The organism is Noviherbaspirillum sedimenti (genome assembly GCF_003590835.1).
Lineage (GTDB): Bacteria > Pseudomonadota > Gammaproteobacteria > Burkholderiales > Burkholderiaceae_D > Paucimonas > Paucimonas sedimenti.
This window is the reverse complement of the sequence record NZ_QYUQ01000002.1, coordinates 3028929-3055533: the sequence shown is the minus strand read 5'-3', so window position 1 is coordinate 3055533 and position 26605 is coordinate 3028929. Positions and strand designations below refer to the sequence as shown.

Annotated in this window: 21 protein-coding genes; 19 read left to right on the top strand and 2 right to left on the bottom strand. The window is 64.8% G+C overall.

What is annotated here, in order from left to right; genetic code table 11:
- Positions 1-165 precede the first annotated feature (165 nt).
- The 19 genes from D3878_RS14235 (at position 166) to D3878_RS14150 (ending at position 25056) form a co-directional block, all read left to right on the top strand.
- Positions 166-990 (top strand): shikimate dehydrogenase family protein, encoded by an 825-nt coding sequence (locus D3878_RS14235; RefSeq protein WP_119786090.1) that lies wholly within the window; start codon positions 166-168, stop codon positions 988-990.
- A gap of 130 nt (positions 991-1120) precedes the next feature.
- Positions 1121-2353, top strand: coding sequence for a branched-chain amino acid ABC transporter substrate-binding protein (locus D3878_RS14230; RefSeq protein WP_119786089.1), 1233 nt, complete (start codon positions 1121-1123; stop codon positions 2351-2353).
- A gap of 23 nt (positions 2354-2376) precedes the next feature.
- The gene (locus D3878_RS24650; protein ID WP_274381911.1) at positions 2377-2499 is read left to right on the top strand and encodes a hypothetical protein; all 123 of its coding nucleotides are present in this window, start codon (positions 2377-2379) and stop codon (positions 2497-2499) included.
- A gap of 4 nt (positions 2500-2503) precedes the next feature.
- A complete protein-coding gene (locus D3878_RS14225) occupies positions 2504-3445 on the top strand; it encodes a branched-chain amino acid ABC transporter permease (RefSeq protein ID WP_119786088.1) in 942 nt (313 codons plus the stop codon).
- Between the two features lie 71 nt (positions 3446-3516).
- Entirely contained in the window at positions 3517-4740 is a 1224-nt protein-coding gene (locus D3878_RS14220) for a branched-chain amino acid ABC transporter permease (protein WP_119787907.1), read from the top strand.
- The gene (locus tag D3878_RS14215) at positions 4737-5516 is read left to right on the top strand and encodes an ABC transporter ATP-binding protein (protein WP_119786087.1); all 780 of its coding nucleotides are present in this window, start codon (positions 4737-4739) and stop codon (positions 5514-5516) included. The genes D3878_RS14220 and D3878_RS14215 overlap by 4 nt, the downstream gene beginning before the upstream one ends.
- Entirely contained in the window at positions 5513-6241 is a 729-nt protein-coding gene (locus D3878_RS14210) for an ABC transporter ATP-binding protein (protein WP_119786086.1), read from the top strand. Before D3878_RS14215 ends, D3878_RS14210 begins: the two co-directional genes overlap by 4 nt.
- Positions 6238-7083 (top strand): SDR family NAD(P)-dependent oxidoreductase, encoded by an 846-nt coding sequence (locus D3878_RS14205; RefSeq protein ID WP_119786085.1) that lies wholly within the window; start codon positions 6238-6240, stop codon positions 7081-7083. Before D3878_RS14210 ends, D3878_RS14205 begins: the two co-directional genes overlap by 4 nt.
- 40 nt (positions 7084-7123) lie before the next feature.
- A complete protein-coding gene (locus D3878_RS14200) occupies positions 7124-9313 on the top strand; it encodes an alpha-ketoacid dehydrogenase subunit alpha/beta (protein ID WP_119786084.1) in 2190 nt (729 codons plus the stop codon).
- 16 nt (positions 9314-9329) lie between these two features.
- Complete coding sequence (locus tag D3878_RS14195; RefSeq protein WP_119786083.1) at positions 9330-9806, top strand: VOC family protein; 477 nt, start codon at positions 9330-9332, stop codon at positions 9804-9806.
- Positions 9807-9819: 13 nt separating this feature from the next.
- Positions 9820-11118 (top strand): pyruvate dehydrogenase complex dihydrolipoamide acetyltransferase, encoded by a 1299-nt coding sequence (locus D3878_RS14190; protein ID WP_119786082.1) that lies wholly within the window; start codon positions 9820-9822, stop codon positions 11116-11118.
- 7 nt (positions 11119-11125) lie between these two features.
- Complete coding sequence (gene lpdA / locus D3878_RS14185; RefSeq protein WP_119786081.1) at positions 11126-12529, top strand: dihydrolipoyl dehydrogenase; 1404 nt, start codon at positions 11126-11128, stop codon at positions 12527-12529.
- Positions 12530-12551: 22 nt separating this feature from the next.
- Entirely contained in the window at positions 12552-14006 is a 1455-nt protein-coding gene (gene gabD, locus D3878_RS14180) for an NADP-dependent succinate-semialdehyde dehydrogenase (protein ID WP_119787906.1), read from the top strand.
- 316 nt (positions 14007-14322) lie between these two features.
- Positions 14323-15246, top strand: coding sequence for a 5'-nucleotidase (locus tag D3878_RS14175; protein ID WP_119786080.1), 924 nt, complete (start codon positions 14323-14325; stop codon positions 15244-15246).
- A 99-nt stretch (positions 15247-15345) separates the two neighbouring features.
- Positions 15346-18783, top strand: a complete 3438-nt coding sequence (gene recC / locus D3878_RS14170; RefSeq protein WP_119786079.1) for an exodeoxyribonuclease V subunit gamma — start codon at positions 15346-15348, stop codon at positions 18781-18783.
- A complete protein-coding gene (gene recB, locus D3878_RS14165) occupies positions 18780-22436 on the top strand; it encodes an exodeoxyribonuclease V subunit beta (protein WP_119786078.1) in 3657 nt (1218 codons plus the stop codon). Before recC ends, recB begins: the two co-directional genes overlap by 4 nt.
- Positions 22433-24442, top strand: coding sequence for an exodeoxyribonuclease V subunit alpha (gene recD, locus D3878_RS14160; protein WP_119786077.1), 2010 nt, complete (start codon positions 22433-22435; stop codon positions 24440-24442). Before recB ends, recD begins: the two co-directional genes overlap by 4 nt.
- Positions 24443-24520: 78 nt before the next feature.
- Positions 24521-24745 carry a hypothetical protein gene (locus D3878_RS14155; RefSeq protein ID WP_119786076.1) on the top strand — a complete coding sequence of 75 codons (225 nt, stop codon included), beginning with the start codon at positions 24521-24523 and terminating at the stop codon, positions 24743-24745.
- 59 nt (positions 24746-24804) lie between these two features.
- Entirely contained in the window at positions 24805-25056 is a 252-nt protein-coding gene (locus D3878_RS14150) for a hypothetical protein (RefSeq protein ID WP_147383967.1), read from the top strand.
- 14 nt (positions 25057-25070) lie between these two features.
- Here D3878_RS14150 and D3878_RS14145 read toward each other — a convergent pair whose 3' ends face one another.
- Positions 25071-25361 (bottom strand): hypothetical protein, encoded by a 291-nt coding sequence (locus tag D3878_RS14145; RefSeq protein WP_119786074.1) that lies wholly within the window; start codon positions 25359-25361, stop codon positions 25071-25073.
- Between the two features lie 93 nt (positions 25362-25454).
- Positions 25455-26597: an extracellular native short-chain-length polyhydroxyalkanoate depolymerase PhaZ7 gene (gene phaZ7 / locus D3878_RS14140; protein WP_119786073.1), complete on the bottom strand. Its 1143-nt coding sequence runs from the start codon at positions 26595-26597 to the stop codon at positions 25455-25457.
- Positions 26598-26605 lie beyond the last annotated feature (8 nt).

The following is a 26605-nucleotide window of genomic DNA, read 5'->3' as shown; positions in this document are numbered from 1 at the left end:
TAAAAACTCGTCGGTAGAATCGCCACACAACTTGTCTGACATGTTTAAAAGCTTATCAGACATCCGGATAAAATCCTACTGCGGCAAGTGCGAAATACTTGCCGACAAGCAAAGAAAAAGACCAGTCACCGCATGTACGGATGGCGGCGTGAACCAGGAGACAGCATGGCGATTGCCAGCAACACAGGTGTTATCAGCGGCAAGACCCGTGTGGTGGCGATCGTCGCCGACCCGATCGGGCATGTGCGCACGCCGCAGGCTTTCAATGCCCTGATGGCGCAGCGCGGCGTGGATGCCGTGATGGTGCCCTTCCATGTGCAGCAGCAGGATTTCGCCAGCTTCATGGCTACTGCGCCGCTGATCCGCAGCCTCGCCGGCCTGGTCGTCACGATCCCGTTCAAGGAAACCATTCTCTCCCACTGTACCGAGCTGACCGATGCGGCGCGCCGCGTGGGCGCGGTCAATATCGTGCGCTTTGCCGACGCCGGCAATGGCGCGCGCAGCGTGATCGGCAGCAATTTCGACGGCGCCGGCTTTTTCGGCGGCCTGCTGGCCCAGGGCCACCAGGTGGCCGGGCGTCGTGTCTATCTGGCCGGAGCCGGCGGCGCCGCCAAGGCGATCGCGCATGCGCTGGCCGAGCAGGGCATTGCCGCACTCGGCATTTACAATCGCAGCGCCGAGCGCGCCGAACAGCTGGCGCAAGACTTGCGCGCGCATCATCCGCAATTGCAGGTACACCTGGCCGATGCGGCGCCGGCAGATTACACGCTGGCCATCAATTCCACTTCGCTGGGCCTGAACGAAGGCGATGCGCTGCCGTTTTCGCCGGACCGCCTGCCGGCCGGCGCCGTGGTGGCCGAAGCGGTGATGAAAACCGATGTCACGCCGCTGCTGGCGCGCGCTGGTGAACGTGGCCTGACGGTGCATTTCGGCCGCCACATGATGGAAGTGCAGATCGAGCGCATGGCGCAGTTCCTGAACTTGATTTGACAAGAGTTTCAACAAAGTAGTGCAACGCGGCTTGTGACACCCTGAACTGCAAGCCTTTTTTAATCCAGGTTTGATGTCGGTATTACCGCCGTGCCTGATCGTGTGACATAACCATAATGGAGATATCTCAATGAAAAAGAAACAAATCAGCTTGTCCATCTGCGCGCTGTTTGCCGCAGGCGCAGTGCAGGCGGCGCCGCTGAAGGTGGCACTGGTGGAAACGCTGTCGGGCCCGCAAGCCTCCACCGGCCTGCTGTACCGCACTGCGATCAAGTTTGAGCTCGACCGCATGAATGCGGCCGGCGGCTGGAGCGGCGCGCCAATCGCCGTTGCCGAGTACGACAACCAGGGCGGCACCGCCGGCGCCTCCGATAAAGTCAAGGCGGCAATTGCCGACGGCGCCCAGATCATCATCCAGGGCTCCTCGTCCGCCGTGGCGGGCCAGATCACCGAAGACGTGCGCAAGCACAACCTGCGCAACCCCGGCAAGGAAGTGCTGTACCTGAACATGGGCGGCGAAGCGCTCGAGCTGACCGGCGACAAGTGCCACTTCTACCACTTCCGCTTCACCACCAACGCCATCATGCGCATCAAGACCCTGGTGCCGGCAATGAAGGAAGCCAAGGCGCTGGGCGCCAAGGTCTATGCGATGAACCAGAACTATTCCTGGGGCATGGACGTGGACAAGGCGGTCAAGGACAACGCGGCTGCGGGCGGCTACACCGTGGTCGAAAGCACGTTGCATGACGTCAACAAGATCCAGGATTTTGCGCCTTACGTCGCCAAGATCAAGGCCAGCGGCGCGGATTCCGTGCTGACCGGCAACTGGTCCAACGACCTGCTGCTGCTGATGAAGGCGACCCGCGCGGCCGGCCTGAAGACCAGGTTCGGCACCGTGTTCCTGGATCAGCCGGGCAATATCGGCAATGCTGGCGACACTGCGCTGGGCCACTACGTCTCGCATACCTACAACGTCGAGGCCAACAAGGAATCCGAAAAATTCGGCAATGAATACAAGGCCAAGACCGGCCACTACCCGGCCTTCATCGAACCGCAGACCATCGTCGGCATGCAAATGCTGGCGGTGGCACTGAAGGAAACCAAGCCTGCCGGCGACAGCATCAATGTCACCGAACTGGCCAAGAACCTGGAAAAGGCCAAGATCATGGGGCCGATGGGCGAAGTGACGATGCGCGCGGCCGACCACCAGGTCCAGTTGCCGATGGTCGTCTCGCGCGTCGACAAGGGCGCCAAGTTCAAGGTTGACGGCACCGACATGGGCTACAAGGTCGTCAAGACCTTCAGCGCCAGCGAAGCCGCCAACCCGGTGCAGGCATCCTGCAATATGCAGCGCCCCTCCTAAGGCGCTGTGAAAGGCGCGCGTCCGTGACATGGCACGGCGCGCGCCGCGACGAGGCGGCGGCGCCATCGGCCTGCCACCGCCTGGAAAGTTCTGCTGCGCAGGGAATGCGTGGCGCGGGGTCCGATTCCCCGCACATTCTGGAATAAGCTCATGGAATTCTTCACTGTATCGCTGATCAACGGCACCATTTACGGCTTGCTGCTGTTCATGGTTTCGGCCGGCCTGACCCTGATCTTCGGCATGATGGGCGTGCTCAACTTCGCCCACACCTCCTTTTACATGATCGGCGCCTACCTGGCGTACAGCCTGCAGAAGGTGATCGGCTTCTGGCCTGCGATCATCATTGCGCCGATCATCGTCGGCTTCCTCGGCGTCGTCGTCGAGCGCGTTTTCCTGCGACGCGTGCACAAGTACGGCCACGCGCATGAATTGCTGGTGACCTTCGGCCTGTCCTTCATCATCGCCGAGGTGATCAAGCTATTTTTCGGCAACTATCCGGTCAATTACCAGGTGCCGGCATCGCTGAACTTCGCTGCGTTCCAGCTGTTCGGCACCGATTACCCGTTCTACCGCCTGATGATGGGCGTGATCTCGCTGCTGATGTTCGGCCTGATCTTCCTGCTGCTGTCGCGCACCCGCGTCGGCATCGTGGTGCGCTCGGCGATCTACCGGCCGAAGATGGCCGAGGCGCTCGGCCATAACGTGCCGCTGGTGTTCATGGGCGTGTTCGGCGTCGGTGCTGCGCTCGCCGGCCTGGCCGGCGCGGTGGCCGGCGCCTTCTACACCACCAATCCCAACATGGCGCTGGAACTGGGCGTGCTGGTGTTCGTGGTGGTGGTCATCGGCGGCCTCGGTTCGCTGGGAGGCGCCATGGTGGCATCGATCCTGATCGGCCTGATCTCGTCGTTCGCCGTCGGCATCGACTTGAGCGCCGCCGACCTGCTGGCGTATGTCGGCGCCGGCGACTGGGCGCAACAAGTCGGCGGTTTGCTGACGCTGAAAGTATCTTCGCTGGCAGCGACGATTCCGTTTGCACTGATGTTGCTGGTGCTGCTGGTGCGTCCGTCCGGCCTGATGGGAGAAAAGGAATGAACACGATGAACAATTCGCTCGACAAGGTCGCCGTCGCGCCGGCCGCTGCGGCCCGGCCAGCGGGCCTGCCAATGCTGCCGAAGATCCTGGTGGCGGCGTTGCTGATCCTGTTGGTGGCGATGCCGGGCTTTCTGTCGCCGTCGCTGCTCAATGCCGCCATCCAGATGCTGATCGCGGCGCTGTTCGCCAGCGCCTTCAACGTGCTGGCCGGCCAGGGCGGCATGCTGTCCTTCGGCCACTGCGCCTACTATGGCATCGGCGCTTTCGCCACTCTGCACGCGATGAATGCGTTCTCCGGCCAGGGCCTGCTGCCGACGCCGCTGCTGCCGATCTTCGGCGCCATCGGCGGCGCCCTCATCGGCCTGGTCGCCGGCTGGTTCTCGACCAAGCGCAGCGGCGTGTATTTTTCGATGATCACGCTGGCGCTGGCGGAACTGCTGCACGCCCTGGCGCCGCATCTGAAAAGTGTTTTCGGCGGTGAAGGCGGCGTGCCTTCCATGCGCATGCCGGCCTGGGGCTTTACCTTCGGCACGCCCACCGAGGTGTATTACCTGACCCTGGCCTGGGTGGTGGTGTCGCTGGCCCTGCTGTATTTCTTCACGCGCACGCCGCTCGGCCGCCTGACGCTGGGCCTGCGCGAAAATGCGCACCGCCTGAAGTTCCTCGGCTATAACGTGCACATGGCGCGCGTGATGGTGTTCGTGATCTCGGCCACCTTCGCCGGCATCGCCGGCGGTCTGCTGGCCATGAGCAACGAAGCGGCCAATTACTCGCTGTTTGAAGTGCGCCTGTCGTCCGAAGTGGTACTCAATTCCTACATCGGCGGCGTCGGCGTGTTCTTCGGCCCGGCGCTGGGTGCGGCGGTGATGACCTTCTTCGGCTACGCGGTTTCCGACCTGACGCGCTCCTGGCTGCTGTACCAGGGCATCATCTTCGTCGCGGTGATGATGTTCCTGCCGTCCGGCCTGTCGGGCATCGCCGTCTGGTGGCAGGGCAGCAAGCAGTCCGCCGCGACCCTGCTGCGCTACATGCTGGGCTGGACCGCCGGCACCCTGGTGAGCGCCGCCGGCGTGGTCTTCATCGTCGAACTGCTGCAGCGCGCGCTGGCCGACGATTACCAGTTCCTGCTGGTGGCCGGCCAGGCCTGGCCGGCAATCCAGCTGTTCGGCCGCGCCTGGCTGCCCGGCGCCGTCACGACCTGGCTGTTGCCGCTGGCGCTGCTGGCGATCGGCATCGCGATTCTGAAATTCACCAGCGCCCGCTGGCAAGCGCTCAACGACGGGGAGGCGGCATGAGCACGCAAGTCCACAATCAAGTCAGACCGATTGCGCTGTCGCTGCGCGACGTCAATAAATCCTTCGGCGAGGCGCACATCATCCGCGGCGTCAACCTGGAGTTGTTCGAAGGCGAGCGGCATGCCATCATCGGCCCCAACGGCGCCGGCAAGTCGACCGTGTTCCACCTGATCTCCGGCCAGTTCAAGCCCAGTTCGGGCGAGATCAGGCTGGGCCAGCAGCTCATCAGCGGCCTGCCGGCGGAAAAGATCAACCACCTCGGGCTGGCGCGCTCGTTCCAGATCACCAACATCTTCCCCAAGCTGTCGGTGTACGAAAACCTGCGCCTGGGCGTCATGCAGCGCTTCGGCATGCAGTACACCCTGTGGCGGCCGATCGCCGGCTACGTCAAGGTGCGCGAGCTGACCGAGCAGTTGCTGGAGCAGGTGCGCCTGACGCGCCACCGCGACACGCTGGGCGGCGAGCTGTCGTATTCCGAGCAGCGCTCGCTGGAGATTGGCATGACGCTGGCCTCCGACCCCAAGGTGCTGCTGCTGGACGAGCCGATGGCCGGCATGTCGCGCGAGGAAACCGACTACACGGTGGACCTGCTGCGCGAGCTGACGGCGGGCCGCACCCTGATGATCGTCGAGCACGACATGGACGTGGTGTTTTCGCTGTGCGACCGCATCAGCGTGCTGGTGTACGGCCAGGTGGTTGCCACCGACACGCCGGAAAACATCCGCAACAACAAACAGGTACAGGAAGCCTATCTGGGCACGGAGGTGGCGGCATGAGCCAGACCAAGCAATCCACGCCGCTTTTGCAAGTCAGGGATTTGCATGCGCACTATGGCAAGAGCCATATCCTGCAGGGCGTTTCTTTCGATGTCGGCCGCGGCGAGGTGATCAGCCTCCTGGGCCGCAACGGTTCGGGCCGCTCCACCACGGCGCGCGCCATCATGGGCCTGGTGCCGCCGACCGGCGGCCAGGTGCTGCTGGACGGCCGCGACCTCGCCGGCCAGCGGCCCTACACGATCAGCCGCGCCGGCATCTCCTTCGTGCCGGAAGAACGCGAAGTGTTCGGCAACCTGACGGTGGACGAGAACCTGCAGATGGGCATGCAGCCCGGCCACGACGATGCGCCCAAGTGGACCGTCGAGCAAATGTTCGATTTTTTTCCGCGCTTGAAGGAACGCCGCAGTACGCGCGCCGGCAACCTCTCCGGCGGCGAGCAGCAAATGCTGACCATGTGTCGCTCCCTGCTCGGCAACCCGAAAGTGATCCTGATCGACGAGCCGACCGAAGGTCTGGCGCCGAAGATCGTCACAGTGGTGGGCGAGGCGATCCAGGAAATCCACCGGCGCGGCGTCTCCGTGGTGCTGATCGAACAGAAGCTGACCATCGCCATGAAAATTTCCACCGGCGTTTGCCTGCTGGGCCACGGACACATTGTGTTTCGCGGCACCCCGGATGAACTGACCGGCAATCCGCAACTCCTGAAAGACTGGCTGGCAGTATGAGCAACGTCCAAGACACCACGCAAAAAGACATCGACGCCCATGCGTTGCATGCAGAAGTGCAATACAAGAATTTTTCCGACCTGGCCGGCAAGGTGGTCTTCATCACCGGCGCGGGCAGCGGCATCGGCCGTGCGATGGCAGATGCCTTTGCCGTCAATGGTGCGCGCCTGGCGCTGCTCGACATCAATGCCGAGCTGTTGAACAAGGCGCAGCAGGAACTGCAGCAAACCTGGCCAGGCATCGAAGTCGAAACCGTCGTGGCATCGATCACTGACGACGTTGCCGTGGAAAACGCCGTCGCCGCCGCGCAGGCGCGCTTCGGCCGCATCGACGTGCTGCTCAATAACGCCGGCATTTCGATGAACAAGCCGACGCTGGAGCTGGCCGCCGCCGACTGGCGCCGCGCCATCGACATCAATCTCAACGGCGCCTTCTATTGCGCGCAGTCGGCGGCGCGCCGCATGATTGCCCAGGGCAGCGGCGTGATCCTCAATACCGCCTCGATGTATGGCACGGTGGCCGCGCCAGAACGCGCCGCCTATTGCTCGAGCAAGGCCGCGGTGGTGATGCTGACCAAGGTGCTGGCGGTGGAATGGGCGCCGTCCGGCCTGCGCGTGAATGCACTTGCGCCCGGCTACGTGCAGACAGCGCTGACCGACGAGCTGGTGCGCACCGGCCGCATGGATTTTGACGCCCTGATCGCCCGCACGCCGGCGCGCCGCCTCGGCAAGACCCACGAAATCGCCACGCTGGCGCTGTTCCTGGCGTCCGACAGCGCCGCCTACATCAATGGCCAGGCCATCGTCGCCGACGGCGGCTGGTCCGCTTACAGCTACATCTGAATCCAACCTAATTCATATCCTCTATCTGGAGATTGGCACCATGTCAGACCATATTGCACTCGTCCCGGCGTCCAACTGGGTCGAATTGCGCACCACCGATGCCGACTGGGCAGCCGCCGACCCGGCTGTACTCGGCACGCTGCTCACCCACGCGCACCTGATCCGCGCGTTTGAAGAAGTCGTGCTGGAACTGGCCATGGATGGCCTGGTGCACGGCCCGGCCCACTCTGCCATCGGCCAGGAAGGCGGCGCCGCAGGTTCCATCGTGCCGCTGACGGCGGCCGACCAGGTCAACGGCTCGCACCGCGGCCACCATCAGTTTCTGGCCAAGGCGCTGGGTTATCTCACGCCCAACGGCATCGATCCGCAAGCCGAACTGACGCCGGAAATCGACACGCTCTTGCAGCGCACGCTGGCGGAAATTCTCGGCCTGGCGCAAGGCTTTTGCAGCGGCCGCGGCGGCTCCATGCATTTGCGCTGGGAAGAAGCGGGCGCGCTCGGCACCAACGCCATCGTCGGCGGCGGCGTGCCGCTGGCGGCAGGCGCTGCCTGGGCGCACAAGCATGCCGGCACCGATGCGGTGGCGGTGTCCTATTTCGGCGATGGCGCGGTGAATATCGGCTCGGTGCTGGAAACCATGAATCTTGCCGCAGCCTGGAAACTGCCGCTGTGCTTCTTTATCGAAAACAATGGCTACGCGGTTTCCACGACCGTGAATGAAGCCACTGCCGAACCGCGCCTGTCGGCGCGCGGCCTGGCTTTCAACATTCCGAGCTGGAAGGTTGACGGCATGGACCCGCTGGCAGTGTACCTGGCGATGAACGAGGCGCTGGCCCATATGCGCGCCGGCAAGGGCCCGACCGTGATCGAAGCCGATGTCTACCGCTTCTTCCACCAGAACGGCGGTTTCCCCGGCAGCGCGTTTGGCTATCGTACCCGCGAGGAAGAGCAGAGCTGGCGCACGCGCGATCCGCTCGAACTGCTCGGCACCAAAATGCAGCAGCGCGGCCTGATCGATGCCGCCGGCATCCTGGCGCTCAGAAACCGCATCAAGGCATCGATGGCCAAGGCAGTCGCGGCGTTGACCGAAGCCGATCCGAACGGCAAGGCTGGCAAGAAGCGCATCCGCCCGGAACTCTGGCCGAGCCCGGATTTCCGCAACGTCGGCGTGCGCGGCGACCTGTCCGAGCTGAACGGCGCCCGCACCGAAGAGCAGGCCAGCTTTTCCGGCAAGCTCGATACCCGAAAATTCATCGATGTGGTGGCCGATGTGATGGACCGCCGCATGAGCGTCGATCCCAGCGTGGTGGTGATGGGCGAAGACGTGCACCGTCTGAAAGGCGGCACCAACGGCGCCACCCGCGGCCTGAAAGATAAATTCCCCGACCGCACCCTCGGCACGCCGATCAGTGAAAACGCTTTCGTCGGTCTCGGTGGCGGCATGGCCATGGATGGCCGCTTCAAGCCAGTGGTCGAATTCATGTACCCGGATTTCATGTGGGTGGCGGCCGACCAGGTGTTCAACCAGATCGGCAAGGCGCGCCATATGTTCGGCGGCGATATCGAGGTGCCGCTGGTGTTGCGCACCAAGGTGGCTATGGGCACCGGCTACGGCTCGCAACACTCGATGGACCCGGCCGGTATTTTCGCCACCAGCCCGGGCTGGCGCATTGTCGCCCCCTCCACGCCGTTCGACTATGTCGGCCTGATGAATGCGGCGCTGGCGTTGAAAGACCCGGTGCTGGTGATCGAGCACGTCGACCTGTACAACGCGTCGGGCATCGCGCCGGTGGAAGACTTCGATTACCAGATCCCGTTCGGCAAGGCCGCCGTGCGCCGCGCTGGCGCCGAAGTGACGGTGCTGACTTATCTGTCGATGGTAGCGCACACACTGGAAGCAGTGGAGCAGACCGGCATCGATGCCGAGGTGGTCGACCTGCGCTGGCTGGACCGCGCCAGCATCGACTGGGACACCATCGAAGCCAGCATCAAAAAGACCAACAATGTGCTGATCGTCGAGCAGGGCTCGATCGGCACTTCCTACGGCGGCTGGCTGGCCGATGAAATCCAGCGCCGCTACTTCGACTGGCTGGACCAGCCGGTGCAACGCGTTTCCGGCAGCGAAGCTTCGCCGAGTATTTCCAAGGTGCTGGAACGCGCCGCTGCGGCGCGCACCGAGGAAGTGGTCGAGGGTCTCAAACAAGTCATGCGCGACAAGGGCGCAGCCTGATCAAGGAGAAACAGTTATGAGCATCAATATGATCGTGCCGATGGAAGTCGGCATCGCTTGCCGCGACCTGCCGAAACTGCGCCGCTTCTACGAAGAAGTGATGGGCTTTTCCTTTGTCAGCGAAATCCAGATCGGCGCCGACAAGGCAGCGCAATCGGCGTTGTCGGCGGAAGGCTATACCGTCGTGCGCCTGCAGACCAATTACGGCGAGCGCATCAAGCTGCTGGCGCCGAACACGCCGCCGGCGCCAGCCGCCGCCGCGAAATACATCCTGGACAAACCCAATGCCACCTATCTGACGTTCATCGTCGAGGATATCGAAGCTGCCATCGGCAAGTTGCTGGAAGCTGGCATCGAGTTCATGACCGGCAATCAGCGCGCGGAAGTGCGCCCCGGCGTGTACCTGGCATTCTGCCGCGACCCCGAAGGCAATGTGCTCGAACTGGTGCAATACACCGACATCGGCGCTTATCGCGCCGACTTGAAGAAATAAGGACGCGACTGAGATGGCTAAACTAATCAAGATGCCGGAGATTGCCGCGAATGCCACCTCGGCGGTGATCAAGGCATGGACCAAGCAGGAAGGCGACGCCGTCAAGGTCGGCGATGTCCTGGCTGAAATCGAAACCGACAAGGCGCTGATCGAGTTCGACGCCGACGAAGCCGGCGTGCTGGGCAAGATTCTGGCGCCGACCGGCAAGGATATCGAAGTCGGCGCGCCGATCGCGGTGCTGTTTGCCGTTGGCGAAACCAATGTCGATATCGATGCGGTACTGGCCGCAGCCGGCGTGGCAAGCGCGCCGGCGCCTGCTGCCATTCCTCTGGCTGCGATTCCCGAGGCCGCCATTTCCGGGACCGCAGTCGCTGTGCCCCCCGCGGCAGCACCTGCTGTGACGGCAGCATCGGCGGCAGTGGCCAATGGCGGCAGGATTTTCGCCAGCCCGCTGGCGCGCCGCCTGGCCCAGGATCGCGGTCTCGATCTGCGTGCATTGCAGGGCAGCGGCCCGCATGGCCGCATCGTCAAACGCGATGTCGAGACGGCGGCAGCGGCGCCGACAGCGCCGGTGCAGACTATTGTAGCAGGCACAAGCCAGCCAGCCGCGCAGATTGCCGCCGGGGTGGGCTCACCGTATGTCGAAGTGCCGCATTCCGGCATGCGCCGCACCATTGCGCGCCGCCTTACCGAGAGCAAGACCAGCATCCCGCATTTCTACCTCAAAGCGGACTGCCGCATGGACAAGCTGCTTGCCCTGCGCGCCGAGATCAATGCCGCTGCACCGCGTAAGATTTCCATTAACGACTTCATCGTCAAGGCGGTTGCCGCCGCCCTGCGCGCCATGCCGGACATGAATGTGAGCTGGACCGATGCCGCCCTGCGCAAGTATGCCCAGGCCGACATTTCCGTGGCGGTTTCCACCGAAGGTGGCCTGATTACCCCGGTGGTGCGCGCGGCGGAAAACAAGTCGCTCTCGGCCATCAGCGCCGAAGTGGCTGACCTGGCGGCGCGCGCGCGCAGCAATGCGTTGGCGCCGGAAGAGTACCAGGGTGGCAGCTTCACCATCAGCAACCTCGGCATGTTCGGCATGAAGGAATTCTCCGCCATCATCAATCCACCGCAGGCGGCAATCCTCGCGGTCGGCGCTACCGAACAGCAGGCGGTGGTGGTCGATGGCGTGCTTGCCGTGGCCTCGGTGATGACGGTCACGCTGTCGGTGGATCATCGCGCCATCGATGGCGCGGTCGGCGCGCAATGGCTGGCGCTGTTCAAGCAATACATCGAAAACCCCTTGAGCATCCTGATCTGAGGCCAACGTGACCCAAGCACAATATGATCTGGTCGTCGTCGGCGGCGGCCCCGGCGGCTACGTCGCGGCGATCCGCGCAGCACAGCTCGGCCTGAAAACCGCACTGGTCGAAAAGGCGCAGCTGGGCGGCATCTGCCTCAACTGGGGCTGCATTCCCACCAAGGCGCTGCTGCGTTCGGCCGACGTGCTGCGCATGGTGCGCGACGCCGCCCGTTTTGGCGTCAAGGTGGCGCAGCCCGAGGTCGACCTGAAGACCATGGTCGAGCGTTCGCGCGCCGTCTCGGCGCAATTGCAGGGCGGCGTCGGTTACCTGATGAAGAAGAACAAGGTCACCGTCGTCAACGGCCATGCCAGGCTGGCCGGCAAAGGCAAGCTGGAAGTGAGCGGCGCCGAGGGCAAATCGACTTTGTCCGCGCGCCACATCATTCTGGCCACCGGCGCCCGCGCCCGCGTCCTGCCGGGCCTGACGCCGGATGGCGACAGCGTCTGGTCCTACCGCGAAGCCCTGGTGCCCACGCGCGTGCCCAAGCACCTGGTGGTGATCGGCGCCGGCGCCATCGGCATCGAATTCGCCAGTTTCTACCATGCGCTGGGTGCCAAGGTCAGCGTGGTGGAAATGGCCGAACGCGTGCTGCCGGTGGAAGACGAGGAAATCTCGGCCTATGTCGGCGAGTCGCTGCGCAAGGAGGGCATGCAGCTGTACCTCGGTTCGCGCATCGCATCGAGCAACAAGCGCGGCGCCGGCCAGGCCGCTGAATGGACGCTGACGCTGGATGGCAAGCACAAGGAAACCCTGACCGCCGACGTGGTACTGACTGCGGCCGGCATCGTCGGCAATGTCGAGGAGCTCGGCCTGGAAGGCACCGCGGTCAAGGTCGATCGCAGCCATATCGTCACCGACGCCTATGGCGCCACCGGCGAACCGGGCGTGTACGCGATCGGCGACGTTGCCGGCGCGCCATGGCTGGCGCACAAGGCCAGCCACGAGGCCATCATTTGCGTCGAAAAGATCGCCGGCAAGAACCCGCATGCGCTGGATGCCAGCAAGATTCCGGCATGTACCTACAGCCATCCGCAAGTCGCCAGCGTCGGCATGACCGAAGCGCAGGCGAAGGCGGCGGGACGGCAGATCCGCGTCGGCAAGTTCCCGTTTGCCGTCAACGGCAAGGCGCTGGCGATGGGCGCGACCGGCGGCTTCACCAAGGTGATTTTCGACAAGGCCAGCGGCGAACTGCTGGGCGCGCACATGGTCGGAGAAGAAGTCACCGAAATGATCCAGGGCTATACCATCGCGCGCGAGCTGGAAACCACCGAAGCGGAATTGATGGAAACAATCTTCCCGCACCCGACGCAATCCGAAGCCATGCATGAAGCGGTGCTGGCAGCGTACGAACGCGCGCTGCACATCTGACCTATTTTTGAAGGACATCATCATGATCACCCTGAACAAGCCGGCGCTGTTCCGCCAGCAATGTTATATCGATGGACAGTGGATCGACGCCGATGGCGGCGCCGTGCTGCCCGTTACCAATCCCGCCACCGGCGAAACCATCGGTTCCATTCCCAAGATGGGCGCCGACGAAACCCGCCGCGCCATCGCAGCGGCCAACGCCAGTTGGGGCGCTTGGCGCAGCAAGCCGGCCAAGGAGCGTGCCGGCATCCTGCGTAAATGGTTCGAGCTGATGCTGGCCAATACCGACGACCTGGCGCGCATCATGACGGTCGAGCAGGGCAAGCCGCTGGCCGAAGCCAAGGGCGAAGTGGCCTACGCCGCCTCCTACCTTGAGTGGTTTGCCGAGGAAGCCAAGCGCGCCTACGGCGACACCATTCCGGGTCCCGCCGGCGACCGCCGCATCGTCGTCATCAAAGAACCGGTCGGCGTGTGCGCGGCGATCACGCCGTGGAACTTCCCGGCGGCGATGATCACCCGCAAGGCCGGCGCGGCGCTGGCGGCCGGCTGCCCGATCGTCGTCAAGCCCGCGACGCAGACGCCGTATTCGGCGCTGGCGCTGGCGGCGCTGGCCGAGGAAGCCGGCGTGCCGCGCGGCGTGTTCTCGGTGGTGACCGGGTCTGCTGCCGCCATCGGCGGCGAAATGACTTCCAACCCGATCGTGCGCAAGCTGACGTTTACCGGCTCGACAGAAATCGGCAAGCTGCTGATGCAGCAATGCGCCGGCACCGTCAAAAAGACTTCGATGGAACTGGGTGGCAATGCGCCGTTCATCGTCTTCGACGACGCCGACCTGGACGCTGCCGTCGAGGGCGCGCTGGCCAGCAAATACCGCAATACCGGCCAGACCTGCGTGTGCGCTAACCGCCTGTACGTGCAGGATGGCGTGTATGACCAATTCGCCGAAAAGCTGGTCGCGGCCGTCAACAAGCTCAAGGTCGGCAACGGCCTGGAAGGCGGCGTCACGCAAGGCCCGCTGATCGACGCCAATGCCGTGGCAAAGATCGAAGAGCATATCGCCGACGCTGTCGCCAAGGGCGGCAAGGTGATCGCCGGCGGCAAGCGCCACGCGCTCGGCCAGACCTTCTTCGAACCGACCGTGGTGCGCGACGCCAGCGCGGAGATGCTGGTGGCGAAGGAAGAAACCTTTGGCCCGCTGGCGCCGCTGTTTCGCTTCCACTCCGACGAGGAAGTCATTGGCTTGGCCAACGATACCGAATTCGGCCTGGCCAGCTATTTCTACACCCGCGATATCGGCCGCGTCTGGCGTGTTTCGGAAGGGCTGGAATACGGCATGGTTGGCATTAACACCGGCATCATTTCCAACGAGGCGGCGCCGTTCGGCGGCGTCAAGCAATCCGGTATCGGTCGCGAAGGCTCCAGGCATGGGCTGGATGACTACATGGTCACCAAGTACCTGTGCATGGGCGGCATCTGACGCCGTAGGGCAGGGGCTGGGGATCAGATATTCTCCAGCCCTCTGTGCAACATCTGCAACATCGCGATCACCTGCCTTTTCAACGCCGCCGGCGCCACCCTTCTTATCTCCGGCACCTGCGTCAGTCTCTCCATGCACTGTCCATGCGGGCCGCTGCAAGGCCGCAGACGGTCGCTGTCATCTTCCGCCACTCGGCTAATACCTGTCGATATAGCTTATCCTGTGAGCTACTGACGCACTAATATGGCGTCTGCGTAACAAAAATGCAAACAGGACGCCTGCGCATGGTTCGCAAGCAGGCAAGCAAGGGGGAATCATGACGGCAAATACCAAAGACAAACTGGTCATCGCAATCTCGTCGCGGGCATTGTTCGATCTCGACGAAAGCCACCAGGTCTATGTCTCGCAGGGCGTCGAAGCCTATTGCGCCTACCAGACCGCGCATGAAAACGATGCCTTGCAGCCGGGCGTGGCGTTCAATCTTGTCAAGAAGCTGCTGGCGCTGAACGCGCCCGACCCGGCCCATCCGCGGGTCGAAATCATCCTGCTGTCACGCAACAGCGCTGACACTGGCCTGCGCATCTTCAATTCGATCGAACATTACCAGCTCGATATCACGCGTGCGGCGTTTTGCGGTGGCGGCAGTTCGCACCGCTACATCCAGGCCTTCGGCGCCCACCTGTTCCTCTCGACCGACCAGGACGACGTGCGCCAGGCCCTCGATCTGGGCCACGCCGCCGCCACCATCCTGCCGTCGCAGGTGGGGCCGCGCGCCGATGCGCAGTTGCATATCGCTTTCGACGGCGACGCCGTGCTGTTCTCGGACGAGTCGGAACGCATCTACAAGCAGCAGGGCTTGCAGGCCTTTGCCGCCAATGAAAAAATGGCGGCGCATACGCCCATGACCGGCGGGCCGTTCAAGGACTTCCTCGCCGCACTGCACCGCATCCAGGCCGAATATCCGGCGGAAGCTTCGCCGCTGCGCACCGCGCTGATCACGGCCCGCGGCGCGCCGGCGCACGAGCGCGTGATCCGCACCCTGCGCGAATGGAACATCCGCATCGACGAGGCGCTTTTCCTGGGCGGCATGAAGAAGGGCGAATTCCTCAAGGCCTTCGGTGCCGACATCTTCTTCGATGATCAAAAAGGCCACTGCGATTCGGCGCGCGAACACGTCGCCACCGGCCATGTGCCGTACGGCGTGGCCAACGAGGCATGTAAAAAAATTACGGAATCATGAAAGTTTGCGGCGCATGCTTGCATGCCGGCGCAATTCATATGACCATGTTTATCCTTGGCCAGCCTCGCGCTGCCTGATCCACCGACTTAATCAGCATTTATGCCATCCAACCTGAGCCCCGGCTTCATCGCCATCCACGGCAACCAGCTCGAACAATTGCGCGGCGCCGTGTTCGGCTGGCTGCGCAACAATCCGCTGGCGCCGCTGGAACAGGAGATCGTCCTGGTGCAGTCGAATGGCGTGGCCGAGTGGCTGAAAATCGCCCTGGCCGAGGAAATGGGCGTCTGCGCCTCCACCCGCATCACTTTGCCGGCGCGCTTCCTGTGGGAAGCCTATCGCGGCATGCTGGGTCCGCAACAGGTGCCGTATCGTTCCGCGCTGGACGAGTCGACGCTGACCTGGCGCCTGATGCGCCTGCTGCCGACGCTGCTGGCGCAGGCGCCTTTCGCGCCGTTGCGTCACTTCCTCGCGGACGGCGATCCGGAACGCCGCCTGCAGCTGGCGCAGCGCCTGGCCGATTTGTTCGATGAATACCAGGTCTACCGCGCCGACTGGCTGGCCGACTGGGCCGCCGGGCGCGATGTGCTGCGCGGCGCCGCCGGCGAAGCGGTCGCGCTGGCCGACGACCAGCGCTGGCAGCCGCAGCTGTGGCGCGCGGTGCTCGCCAGCCTGCCTGAAGCAGAACGCACCGACGGCCGCGCCGGCGTGCACCAGCGGTTTCTCGACGCCATCGGCGCCGGCGCCGCACCTGCCGGCCGGGGCTTGCCGCGCCGGGTAGTGGTGTTTGGCGTGTCGGCCCTGCCGCACCAGACCCTGCAGGCGCTGGGCGCGCTGGCGACGCACATGCAGGTGGTGGTGGCAGTGCCCAATCCCTGCCGTTACTACTGGGGCGACATCATCGCCGGACGCGACCTGCTCAAGGCCAGCCGCCGCCGCCAGCAGTTGCGCGAGGGTCGCGACCTGGCGGCACTGCCGCTGGAACAGCTGCACGCGCACAGCCACCCGCTGCTGGCGGGCTGGGGCCGGCTCGGGCGCGACTTCGTGCGCATGCTCGACGAATTCGACGACGCCCAGGCCACCCGCGAACATTTTTCCAACCTGCGCATCGACCTGTTCAGCGAAGGCGAGGGCGAGTGCCTGCTGCAGCAGGTGCAGGCATCGATTCGCGACATGCTGCCGCTGGATGAACATCCGCGTATTGGCATTGCCGCGGACGATTGCTCGATCGAGTTCCACGCCGCCCACAGCGCGCAGCGCGAAGTCGAAATTCTGCACGACCGCCTGCTGGGCATGTTCGCCGACCAGGCAGGCGGCACGCTGCGGCCGCGCGACGTGGTGGTGATGGTGCCGGACATCGAAGTGTTCGCGCCGTCGATCGCCGCCGTGTTCGGCCAGTACGGCCGCCACGATGCGCGCTGGATTCCTTTCGAAATCGCCGACGTCACCGAACGCCAGGTCAATCCCTTGCTGGTCGCGCTCGAATGGCTCTTGCGCCTGCCGCAGCAGCGCTGCCTGCAAAGCGAGGTGCGCGACTTGCTCGAGGTGCCGGCGCTGGCGGCGCGCTTCGGCATTGCCGAAGCCGACTTGCCGCGTCTGGGGCAATGGATCGAGGGCGCGGGTGTGCGCTGGGGCCTGGACCGCGAGCATCGCGCCAGCCTCGGGCTCGGGCCGGCCGGCGAGCAGAACGCCTGGATTTTCGGCATCCGCCGCATGCTACTGGGTTACGCCAATGGTGCCAGCGCCAGCTACGCCGGCATCGAACCCTATGCCGAGGTCGGCGGCCTGGATGCCGCGCTGGCCGGCGCCCTGGCGAGCTTCGTCGAGAAGCTGCTGGCCTGGCGCGGCGTGCTGGCCGGCGACGCCACACCGCAAAACTGGGGCGCGCGCGCGAGGTTGTTACTGACCACCTTTTTCGACGCCCGCGACGAGCGCGACCGCCTGACCATCGCCAGCCTCGAGCAGGCGCTGCAGTGCTGGCTGGAAGACTGCGACACCGGCGGCTTTAACGAGCCGGTGCCGCTGGCGGTGCTGCGCGAAGCCTGGCTGGGCGCCATCGACGAGCCGACCCTCGCCCAGCGTTTCGTTTCCGGCGGCGTCACCTTCTGCACCCTGATGCCGATGCGCGCCGTGCCGTTCCGCGTGGTGTGCCTGCTCGGCATGAATGATGGCGATTATCCGCGCCGCGCCCGCCATGCCGACTTTGATCTTTTGAACCAGCCGCAGCTGGCGCGTCCGGGCGACCGCTCGCGTCGTGACGATGACCGTTACCTGATGCTGGAAGCCTTGCTGGCGGCCCGCGAAAAACTGTATGTCAGCTGGGTCGGCCGCAATGTGCGCGACAACAGCGAGCAGCCCGCGTCGGTGCTGGTGTCGCAATTGCGCGATTACCTCGTGCGCGGCTGGGACCTGGATCTGCACCAGATTACCACCGAGCACCCGCTGCAGCCGTTCAGCCGCCGCTATTTCGAGCAAGGCGGACTGCTGACCTACGCCCGCGAGTGGCGCAGCGCCCATGAAGACGTACCGCAGCAGGAAGCGCAAAGGCTGGCGCCGCTGGCGATGGAACAGTCGGCCAGCCTGAAGCTGGGCGATCTGGCACGCTTCCTGCGCCAGCCGGTCAAGTATTTTTTCCGCCAACGCTTGCAGGTAGTCTTCGCCGCCAGCCCGCTGGTGGGCCAGGACGAGGAGCCCTTCGGCCTGGACGGACTCGAGGAATACGGCATTGCCGCCTTGCTGCTGGATGACAGCGGCCCGCGCGAAACCTTGGTGGAAGTCCCGGCCCGCATGCGCGAGCGCGCCGCGTGCCTGGCGCGCCAGGGTGTCTTGCCGATCGGCCTGATGGGCCGGCACTGGCAGGATCAACTGGTGCGCGACCTGACGCCGGCGCGCAGCGCCTGGCTTGAACTGTGCGGCAGGTTTCCCCATGCCGCCGGCAAGCTGCCGGTTGCATTCGGCCACGCCGGCCTGCGCCTGGACGACTGGATCGACAAGCTGCGCAGCAACGGCAGCGGCACCGTGTGGCTGGAACAAAATCCCGGCAAGCTGACCAGAACCGTCGACAAGCAAGCCGTGGCGCGCGCCGACAAGCTGTTCGGCGCCTGGGTACGCCAGCTCGCCGCCGCCGTGGCCGGGCAGGAAGTGAGCGGTTACCTGGTCGGGCGCGATGCGGTCCTGAAGATGGCGCCGCTGGACCCCGATGAGGCCCGGCAAACGCTCGGCGCCCTGCTGGAATTCTGGCGCGACGGCCTGCAGGCTCCCTTGCCGGTGGCCTGCAAGACCGCCCTGCGCCTGTGCGAAGACGGCGACGAAAAACTCCATGAATTCTACGACGGCGGCTACAACACCAGCGGCGAAGCCAGCGAAGAACCCTGCCTGGCGCGTCTGTGGCCGGATTTTGCCGCACTCGACGCCGCGCCGCAATGGCGCGAGACGGCGCTGTCCCTGTACCAGCCGCTGCTCGCCTGGAGGAATGGCGCGGTGGAAGTCATCGCGTATCAACAGCAAGAACAGCAAGAACAACAAGGAGCTGCGGCATGAGCCAGCCACTCGATCCGCTGCGCTTCCCGCTGAAAGGCTCGCGCCTCATCGAGGCCAGCGCCGGCACCGGCAAGACCTGGACCATCGCCGCCCTGTACGTGCGGCTGGTGCTCGGGCATGGCGGTGAAGAGGGCTATGGCCGGCCGCTGGCGCCCTCGGAAATCCTGGTGATGACCTTCACCCGCGCCGCCACCCGCGAGCTGTCCGACCGCGTGCGCGCACGCCTGCTGGAAGCAGCGCATTGCTTTCGCGGCCAGGCGCCGCAGGCGCATGACACTTTTCTCAGCGAGCTGATCGATTCCTGCCCGGACGAGCAGGAGCGGCTGCAGGCGGCGCACCGCCTGATGCTGGCGGCCGAGGCGATGGACGAGTGCGCCATCTTCACCATCGATGCCTGGTGCCAGCGCATGCTGCGCGAGCATGCCTTCGACAGCGGCAGCCTGTTCGACGAGGAACTGGTCAGCAACGAGGAAGCCCTGTTCCGCGATGCGGTGCGCGACTACTGGCGCCAGCACGTGTATTCGCTGGACGGCAAGACCCTGGCCGCCTTGCTCGACTGCTGGGAAAACCTGGCAGCGCTGGAAGCCGGGATGCGCCAGCTGGTCAGGCATGCCGGCCTGTTCGAAGACACCGGCGAGGAGGCGCTGGCGCAGATGATCGCGCGCGTGGCAGAGGAACAGCAGGCGCTGGCGGCCGCGCTCAAGCCAGGCTGGAGCGCGCGCTTGGCGCGCATGGCCGCGTGGGTGGAAAAGAACCGCAAGGGCTTGAGCGGTACGAAAATGAAGCAGTCGACGCTGGACGAATGCTTCGCGGCCCTGCGCGCCTGGGCGGAAGATGCAAACGCCATCTTGCCTGAGGAAGGCTTTCGCAAACACGGGCAAAAGCTCCTCCCTGAAAAGATCGCCGCTGCCTTCAACAAGGATTTTTCCGCCGCCGTGCCGGAAGATTTCGACGCCATTGCGCCGCTGCAGCAGGCGTTGGCTGCAATCGAGCCGCTGGCGCACCACATCCAGCGCCATGCCGCCTGCCGGGTTTCGCAGCGCATGAGCGAGCTCAAGCAGCGCCGCAGGCAGTTCGGCTTCGCCGACATGCTCACGCGCCTGCGCATGGCGCTGGAAGGCGGCAATGGCGAGGCGCTGGTGCGCCGCATCACCGGCCAATATCCTGTTGCGCTGATCGATGAATTCCAGGACACGTCGCCCGAGCAATACCGCATCTTCAACCGCCTCTACCGCATTGCCGACAATCCGGACAAGCTCGGCCTGTTTTTGATCGGCGACCCCAAGCAGGCGATCTACGGCTTTCGCGGCGCCGACATTCACAGCTATCTCGACGCCCGCCGCGCCACGGCAGGGCGGCATTACCTGCTCGGCACCAATTACCGCTCCACCGATGCGCTGGTCAAGGCGGTCAACCGCGTGTTTCTGCACGCCGAAGGCGAGCCGGATGCGCCAGACGCGCCAGGCAGGCTGGGCCATTCCGGACATGCGGCCGGCGCCTTCCGCTTCCGCCGCAATGATGAAAACCCCTTGCCGTTCGAGTCCGTCGCCGCCCATGGGCGCAAGGAATGCCTGGTCGATTCGGCCGGCGCGGTTGCCGCCATGACCATCTGGTGTTCTGCCAGTGCCGAGTTGACTGCGGAAACCTACCGCGCGCATTTCGCCGCCCAGTGCGCCGAGCAGATCGTCGCCTTGCTCGATGATGCGCAGGCGGGCTTCATGCAGGCGGGTGAATTCACCGCCCTGAAGCCGGCCGATATCGCCGTGCTGGTGCGCGACCGTCATGAGGCCGCTGCGGTGCGCCGCGCGCTGCAGCGGCGCCGTGTTCCCAGCGTCTATCTGTCCGACAAGGATTCCGTCTTCGCCAGCCCGGCGGCGGCCGATCTGCTGTTGTGGCTGCACGCCGTCGCCAGCCCGCTCGACGCCGGCCTGGCGCGCGCCGCCTTCGCCAGCCGTACGGCCGGGCTTGGCCTGGACGAACTGGCGCAGCTGGCGGCGGACGATCTGGCATGGGAAGCGCGCATCGAGCAACTGAAGGCGTTGCGCGCGGTCTGGCAGCGCCAGGGCGTGCTGGCCATGCTGCGCCGCTTCATCCACGAGCTCGGCCTGCCCGCCACGCTGCTGCGCGAGACCGGCGGCGAGCGTGACCTGACCGACCTGTTGCACCTGGCCGAACTGCTGCAGGGCGCCAGCCAGAACCTGGATGGCGAACATGCCCTGATCCGCTGGCTGGCCGAACAGATCGACAATGACGGCGAGGGCGGCGATGAGCGCATCCTGCGCCTGGAAAGCGATGCCGAACTGGTGCAGGTGATCACCGTGCACAAGTCCAAGGGCCTGGAATATCCGCTGGTGTTCCTGCCGTTCGCGGTCAGCGCCAGGGCGGTCGACCGCAAGAACCGCCGCTTTTTCGCTTTTGCCGATGACAGCGGCGCGCGCCGCATCGACTTCACCCTGTCCGAGGCAGCGCGCGATGCGCTGGACGCGGCGCGCATGGAAGAAGATCTGCGCCTGCTGTATGTCGCCCTGACGCGGGCGCGCCATGCCCTGTGGCTGGGCGTGGTGTCGCTCAAGGACAAGATCCACGACAGTGCCTTCGGCTATCTGCTGGGGGGCGGCGCCAAGATCGACGGCGCGGCGCTGATGGTGAAATTGCAGGAGCTGCGCGGCGATTGCGCCGGCATCACGTTACGCGATGCCAGCGCCGATTGCGGCCACACCGTGCTGTCGCGCCGCGACCGCCAGCCGCAGCTCAGCGAGATCGCGGCCTACGCCGCAGGTTTCGAGCGCAACTGGAAAATCGCCAGCTATTCCTCCATCACCCGCGAGCTCGGCAGCGCCCCGGCGCCGGCCACGCCGCTGGCGGACAAGCTGGCCGAGGATGACGACCGCCTGGCCTTCGGCAAGTTCCAGGACACCGCCTGGCACCGCTTCCCGCGCGGCTCGCTGCCTGGGCAATTCCTGCACGCGCAGCTGGAATGGATGGCCAACGAAGGTTTTGCCATCGTCGATGAGCCGGGCTTCGACGCCCGTCTGTGTGCGCGCTGCGAGCGGGCAGGATGGGGCCACCGCCAGGACGATGCGGTGGCCTGGCTGCGTGCGGTTGCGGCGACAACGCTGCCGCCGCTGGGCGCGGCCTTGCGCGAGCTGGCGCTCGCCATGCCGGAAACCGAATTCTGGTTCCCCGCAAACGAGCTCGACACCGGTACGCTCGACGCCGTGTGCCAGCAATATCTGCTCGACGGCATGGCGCGCGCGCCGCTGTCGCCGCGCCAGCTGCATGGCATGCTGCGCGGTTTCAAGGATCTGGTGTTCGAGCATGCAGGACGCTATTGGGTGATGGATTACAAGTCCAATGCGCTGGCCCCCAACGACGCCGGCTACCACCGCCAGGCATTGATGGCCGGCATGGCCGCCTGCCGCTACGACGTGCAAGGCGCCATCTACCTGCTGGCGCTGCACCGGCTGCTGCAAAGCCGGCTGGGGCCGGACTACGATCCGCAAACGCAGCTGGGCGGGGCGATTTTCTATTTTCTGCGCGGCCTCGACAATCCCGAGACGCACGGCTGTTACCACCTGCCGGCGCACACGGCGCTGCTGGACGCGCTGGATGCATTGCTGCCTGCACCGGCAGCCATGGAGGATTGCGCATGACCCAGGTAAACGCCTTGCTCGAAGGCTTCGACAACCTGGTCGAGGCGGGCTTGCTGCGCCGGCTCGGCGCCGCCTTCGCCCGCTTCATTACTTCCCTCGGCCCCACGCCGGCGCCGCTGGCGCTGGCCTGCGCCCTGCTGTCCGAACTCGAAGGGCGCGGCCACAGTTGCCTGAAGCTTGACGAACTGGCGGCCGACCCCTGCGCCCTGATGGGCTGGACGCGCGAGCAGTGGGATGCCTTGCTGGACCGCAGCGGCCCGCTGCCGCCCGACGCCGGCGCCTGGTGCACGGCCCTGGCCGCCTGCGAGCAGGTCTGGGTGGTTGGTGCAGAAGAACACCGCCAGCCGCTGGTGCTGGACTGCGACCGGCTGTACCTGCGCCGCTACTGGCGCAATGAAACCCTGGTGGCGCGCCAGGCCGCAAGCCGTGCCACGCGTCTGCGCGAGGTGGATGCCGCGCGGGTGCGCCAGTGGCTGGACCTGCTGTTCGACGCTGGCCAGCCCGGGATGCAGGCGGATGGTCCCGACTGGCAAAAGATCGCCTGCGCGATTGCCGTGCGCAGCAGCTTTTCGATCATCACCGGCGGCCCCGGCACCGGCAAGACCTACACGGTGGCGCGCCTGCTGGCCCTGCTGTTTGCCCTGGCCGAAGAACCCGAGCGCCTGCGCATCGCCCTGGCCGCGCCGACCGGCAAGGCGGCCGCGCGCCTGAAGCAGTCGATCGACGATGCCCTGGGTGGCCTGGTCGCCCGGGTCGGCACGGCGCTGCCGCTGGCCGGGCTGGCGGCGCGCCTGCCGGCCGCCGGCACCTTGCATAGCCTGCTGGGCGCGCGCCCCGACACGCGCGCGCTGCGCCACCACGCCGGCAATCCGCTCGAAGTCGATGTCCTGATCGTCGACGAGGCATCGATGGTGCACCTGGAAATGATGGCGGCGCTGCTCGACGCGCTGCCGCCGACCACCATGCTGATCCTGCTGGGCGACAAGGACCAGCTCGCCTCGGTGGAAGCCGGCGCCGTGCTGGGCGACCTGTGTTTCGATGCGCAGGCGGGCCGTTACACGCCGGCGAGCGCGCAGTATGTGCTGGCGGCCAGCGGTCAAATAACCCCCGCCGCGATTGCCGGCACGCTTGCCGCCACGATCGCGGCCAGCGGCGACGCCCTGGCCCAGCAGACCGTCATGCTGCGCAAGAGCCGCCGCTTCGGCGGGCCGATCGGTGCGCTGGCGACTGCCGTCAACGATGGCGACGCGCTCGCTGCGGCAGCCTGCCTGCGCGCTCGGGAAGATGCCGCCTTGCGTTGGCTGGAGCCTGCGCGCCAGACCGATCTGCTAGGGCTGGCCATCGATGGCCGCGCCGGCGCCGAGGGCGGTTACCGCGCCTACCTTGCATTGCTGCGGCAGATGCCGCCGGCGGGCGATGCCGCCGCTTATGAAGCATGGGTAAAAACGGTGTTGCTAGCCTTCGATACCTTCCGCATCTTGTGCGCGGTGCGCGAAGGCGAATGGGGCGTGGCCGGCATCAACCAGGCAATCGAGCAGCGCCTGGAAAGAGAAGGCCTGATCCGCCGCCGCGGCGAGTGGTACACCGGCCGTCCCGTGATGGTGACCCGCAATGATCATGGCGTCGGCGTCTTCAATGGCGACATCGGCATCGTCCTGCCGGACCTGGCGCGGGCGGATTCGCAACGCGTGTATTTTTTGAATGGCGACGCGGTGCGCAGCGTGCTGGCGACGCGCCTGGCGGCGGTGGAAACCGCCTATGCGATGACGGTGCACAAGTCGCAAGGCTCGGAATTCCGTCATGTGGCGATGGTCCTGCCGCACGAAGCCGGCCAGGTGGTAGCGCGCGAGCTGGTCTACACGGGCATTACGCGTGCGCGCGAATTTTTTACGCTGGTGACGCCGGCTGTGGCAGTGCTGGAGGCGGCGGTGGTGCGCAAGACGCAGCGGGCGAGTGGCTTGCGGGTCTTGCTGGGGGAATTGGCGGAGAAACAACAGCCGGCATAATTACTGTTTATTTATACAGTAGTTGTGCTAGAGTAGCGTTGCGTTCAATGTCAATAATATACAAGAAAGGCTAGCACCATGGCAAACATGACGTCTTCTCTCCCTGCCGGATTCAATCCTGCTTCCGTTGCAACATCCGTCCAGCTGCGCGTCGGCCGGCGCGAAATGTCGCTCGGCCGCGACTTCCGCACCCGCTATTACAGCGCCCATCCCCTCATCGAATGCAGCCCCGGCGTCGCCCCGGGCCATTTGCAAATCCTGCTGTTGCGCAGGTGGCTGATCGTGTTGTCGAAAGCCCGCTGAACGATTACCGTGCCATCGCCGGCATAATGGATTATGCTGAATTGAAAAAGGAGGCGATCATGGCAAGCGAACAGGATTGGCAAACCGAGTTGTACAAAGACATGGAAATTTATGTCACCGCGCTGCCGCACGAAGGTTCCACTGCACTCTGGGACTATGCCGTGCGCATCGCCTGGCCGGGCGAGGATCCCAGCAGCGATAGCGAAGTGGTCGGCAAGTCCGGCGACGACGGCGACTTCCCCACCCGGGAAGCGGCGATTCAGGCCGGTCTGGTCAAGGGATACGCGCTGGTCGAGGGCTTGAGCAAGTAAGCAGGAAATCAGCTTCAGGAGCTAAAGCAGGGATAGGCGTCTTGCTTGGCGTGCCTGGCGTTTTCGCGCGTAATGCGCTGCATTTTCGCCAGCACCAGTTTCGCCAGCTTGCTGTGCCTTTCCTGCGTTGGCGTGTGATTTGTCTCGCCGCATAAGAGGCCCGAGACCAGCACCATGCCGTCAGCCAGCATGGCCTTCAGATCGCCGCCCGAGAGTTCAGGCAGACTGGCCAGATAGGCTTCGGCTTGCAGGATAATCGGCGCGCTGCCATGCAGGGGCGCGCCAGCGCGGTTCAGATTGATCATTTTGTTGTCATCAAATCATTAATGAAGCTGATTATTTTCCGATGACAAACTTTTGTTTTTGCGTTTGAACAAACTTCCGATAATTGCCCAGCATCAGTACAAGGATTTGGGTCCGTAGTTGTAATCCCAGGCACACGCCAGGCCGCGGCAATCCGTCTGCAGCATGCGATAAATAATGCTGCCGGCATTATCCTTGGCGCGGAAGTGGCCGATGCCGTTGCTGGCGTCGCCGCCCATGCGGTTGAAGGGCGATTTGTCCGACCAGTCCAGATCAAGTTGCGCCGCATCTGCGCCGGCGCCGATGTCGATTTGTGCCTTCACATTGGGCGCGGCGTCGAATTTTGTGGTCTGGTTGCAGCCGGAGCGCACGCCCGCAGCCGCGCAAGCCACCTCATCCTTGTAGCCGGCGCCGATGGTATAGAACATGGTGGCGGGCGCATGCCGGGGCGCCTCGCGCAACGAGGTGTCGCTGCCGCTGCCGGTCCAGCGGTTGGTCACCCAGATCAGGCCGGCAAAGCCTTCCGGATAAAAACCGAAAATATTGCTGTCCGCCAGATTCTGCGACCCGCATGTCGGCGCCTGCGGGTTGGCGAAGCCGGTCAACTGGCAACTGGCCAGGCCGCGCAGGCCGCCGGCGATATTGACGAACTTGCGCACCGAACCGTGCATCTTGTAGTAATGCAGGGTCGCCAGCGTCTGCGTCACGCCCAGCGAATGGGCCACGATATCGACCTGCGGCTTGCCCGTATACGCCTGCACCGCCAGGATGAAATCATGGATGATGCGGTACTTGGCCGGCTGGTGGTAATTCTTGCCGACGTTTTCAAGCTTGCGTTCCTCGGCGTTCAGATACGTTACGCCAAACAGTTCGCAATCCTTGTAGCCGCGCGCCTTCATTTCCGCATACACCGAGCGCGGCGGCGTCGGATAGCCGGTGACATTGCCGGGCGGCGCATCCCAGCTGACCGCGCCGTCGGCGTTGCCGTGAATAAATATCACCGGGGTCCTGTGCGCCTTGCAGGCGCTGCCGCCAAAACCGCCGTAGCCGGTGCCGGGGTTGAATCCCCCCGCAAACTGCTGGTCCGTCCCCTTGCATACGCTTTTTTCATGGATGCCGCAGCTCAGCGCATGGGCGTCGTTGGGCGCTGTCGCGCCGCTGGCGGCTAGCAGAAACAGGCTGACGAGGATCATGCGGGAAGTGGGCGGACACGGCAGGGTAAACGGAAGTAGTCGCATCACGATGG

Excerpts from the sequence above, each read along its gene's own strand:
- D3878_RS14225 (WP_119786088.1), top strand. The coding sequence starts at position 2,504 with ATGGAATTCTTCACTGTATCGCTGATCAACGGCACCATTTACGGCTTG.
- D3878_RS14230 (WP_119786089.1), top strand. The coding sequence starts at position 1,121 with ATGAAAAAGAAACAAATCAGCTTGTCCATCTGCGCGCTGTTTGCCGCA.
- gabD (WP_119787906.1), top strand. The coding sequence starts at position 12,552 with ATGATCACCCTGAACAAGCCGGCGCTGTTCCGCCAGCAATGTTATATC.
- D3878_RS14195 (WP_119786083.1), top strand. The coding sequence starts at position 9,330 with ATGAGCATCAATATGATCGTGCCGATGGAAGTCGGCATCGCTTGCCGC.
- D3878_RS14215 (WP_119786087.1), top strand. The coding sequence starts at position 4,737 with ATGAGCACGCAAGTCCACAATCAAGTCAGACCGATTGCGCTGTCGCTG.
- D3878_RS14220 (WP_119787907.1), top strand. The coding sequence starts at position 3,517 with ATGCTGCCGAAGATCCTGGTGGCGGCGTTGCTGATCCTGTTGGTGGCG.
- recC (WP_119786079.1), top strand. The coding sequence starts at position 15,346 with ATGCCATCCAACCTGAGCCCCGGCTTCATCGCCATCCACGGCAACCAG.
- D3878_RS14235 (WP_119786090.1), top strand. The coding sequence starts at position 166 with ATGGCGATTGCCAGCAACACAGGTGTTATCAGCGGCAAGACCCGTGTG.
- D3878_RS14210 (WP_119786086.1), top strand. The coding sequence starts at position 5,513 with ATGAGCCAGACCAAGCAATCCACGCCGCTTTTGCAAGTCAGGGATTTG.
- D3878_RS14150 (WP_147383967.1), top strand. The coding sequence starts at position 24,805 with ATGGCAAGCGAACAGGATTGGCAAACCGAGTTGTACAAAGACATGGAA.
- D3878_RS14155 (WP_119786076.1), top strand. The coding sequence starts at position 24,521 with ATGGCAAACATGACGTCTTCTCTCCCTGCCGGATTCAATCCTGCTTCC.
- D3878_RS14190 (WP_119786082.1), top strand. The coding sequence starts at position 9,820 with ATGGCTAAACTAATCAAGATGCCGGAGATTGCCGCGAATGCCACCTCG.
- D3878_RS14205 (WP_119786085.1), top strand. The coding sequence starts at position 6,238 with ATGAGCAACGTCCAAGACACCACGCAAAAAGACATCGACGCCCATGCG.
- D3878_RS14175 (WP_119786080.1), top strand. The coding sequence starts at position 14,323 with ATGACGGCAAATACCAAAGACAAACTGGTCATCGCAATCTCGTCGCGG.
- recB (WP_119786078.1), top strand. The coding sequence starts at position 18,780 with ATGAGCCAGCCACTCGATCCGCTGCGCTTCCCGCTGAAAGGCTCGCGC.
- D3878_RS14145 (WP_119786074.1), bottom strand. The coding sequence starts at position 25,361 with ATGATCAATCTGAACCGCGCTGGCGCGCCCCTGCATGGCAGCGCGCCG.
- recD (WP_119786077.1), top strand. The coding sequence starts at position 22,433 with ATGACCCAGGTAAACGCCTTGCTCGAAGGCTTCGACAACCTGGTCGAG.
- D3878_RS14200 (WP_119786084.1), top strand. The coding sequence starts at position 7,124 with ATGTCAGACCATATTGCACTCGTCCCGGCGTCCAACTGGGTCGAATTG.
- phaZ7 (WP_119786073.1), bottom strand. The coding sequence starts at position 26,597 with ATGCGACTACTTCCGTTTACCCTGCCGTGTCCGCCCACTTCCCGCATG.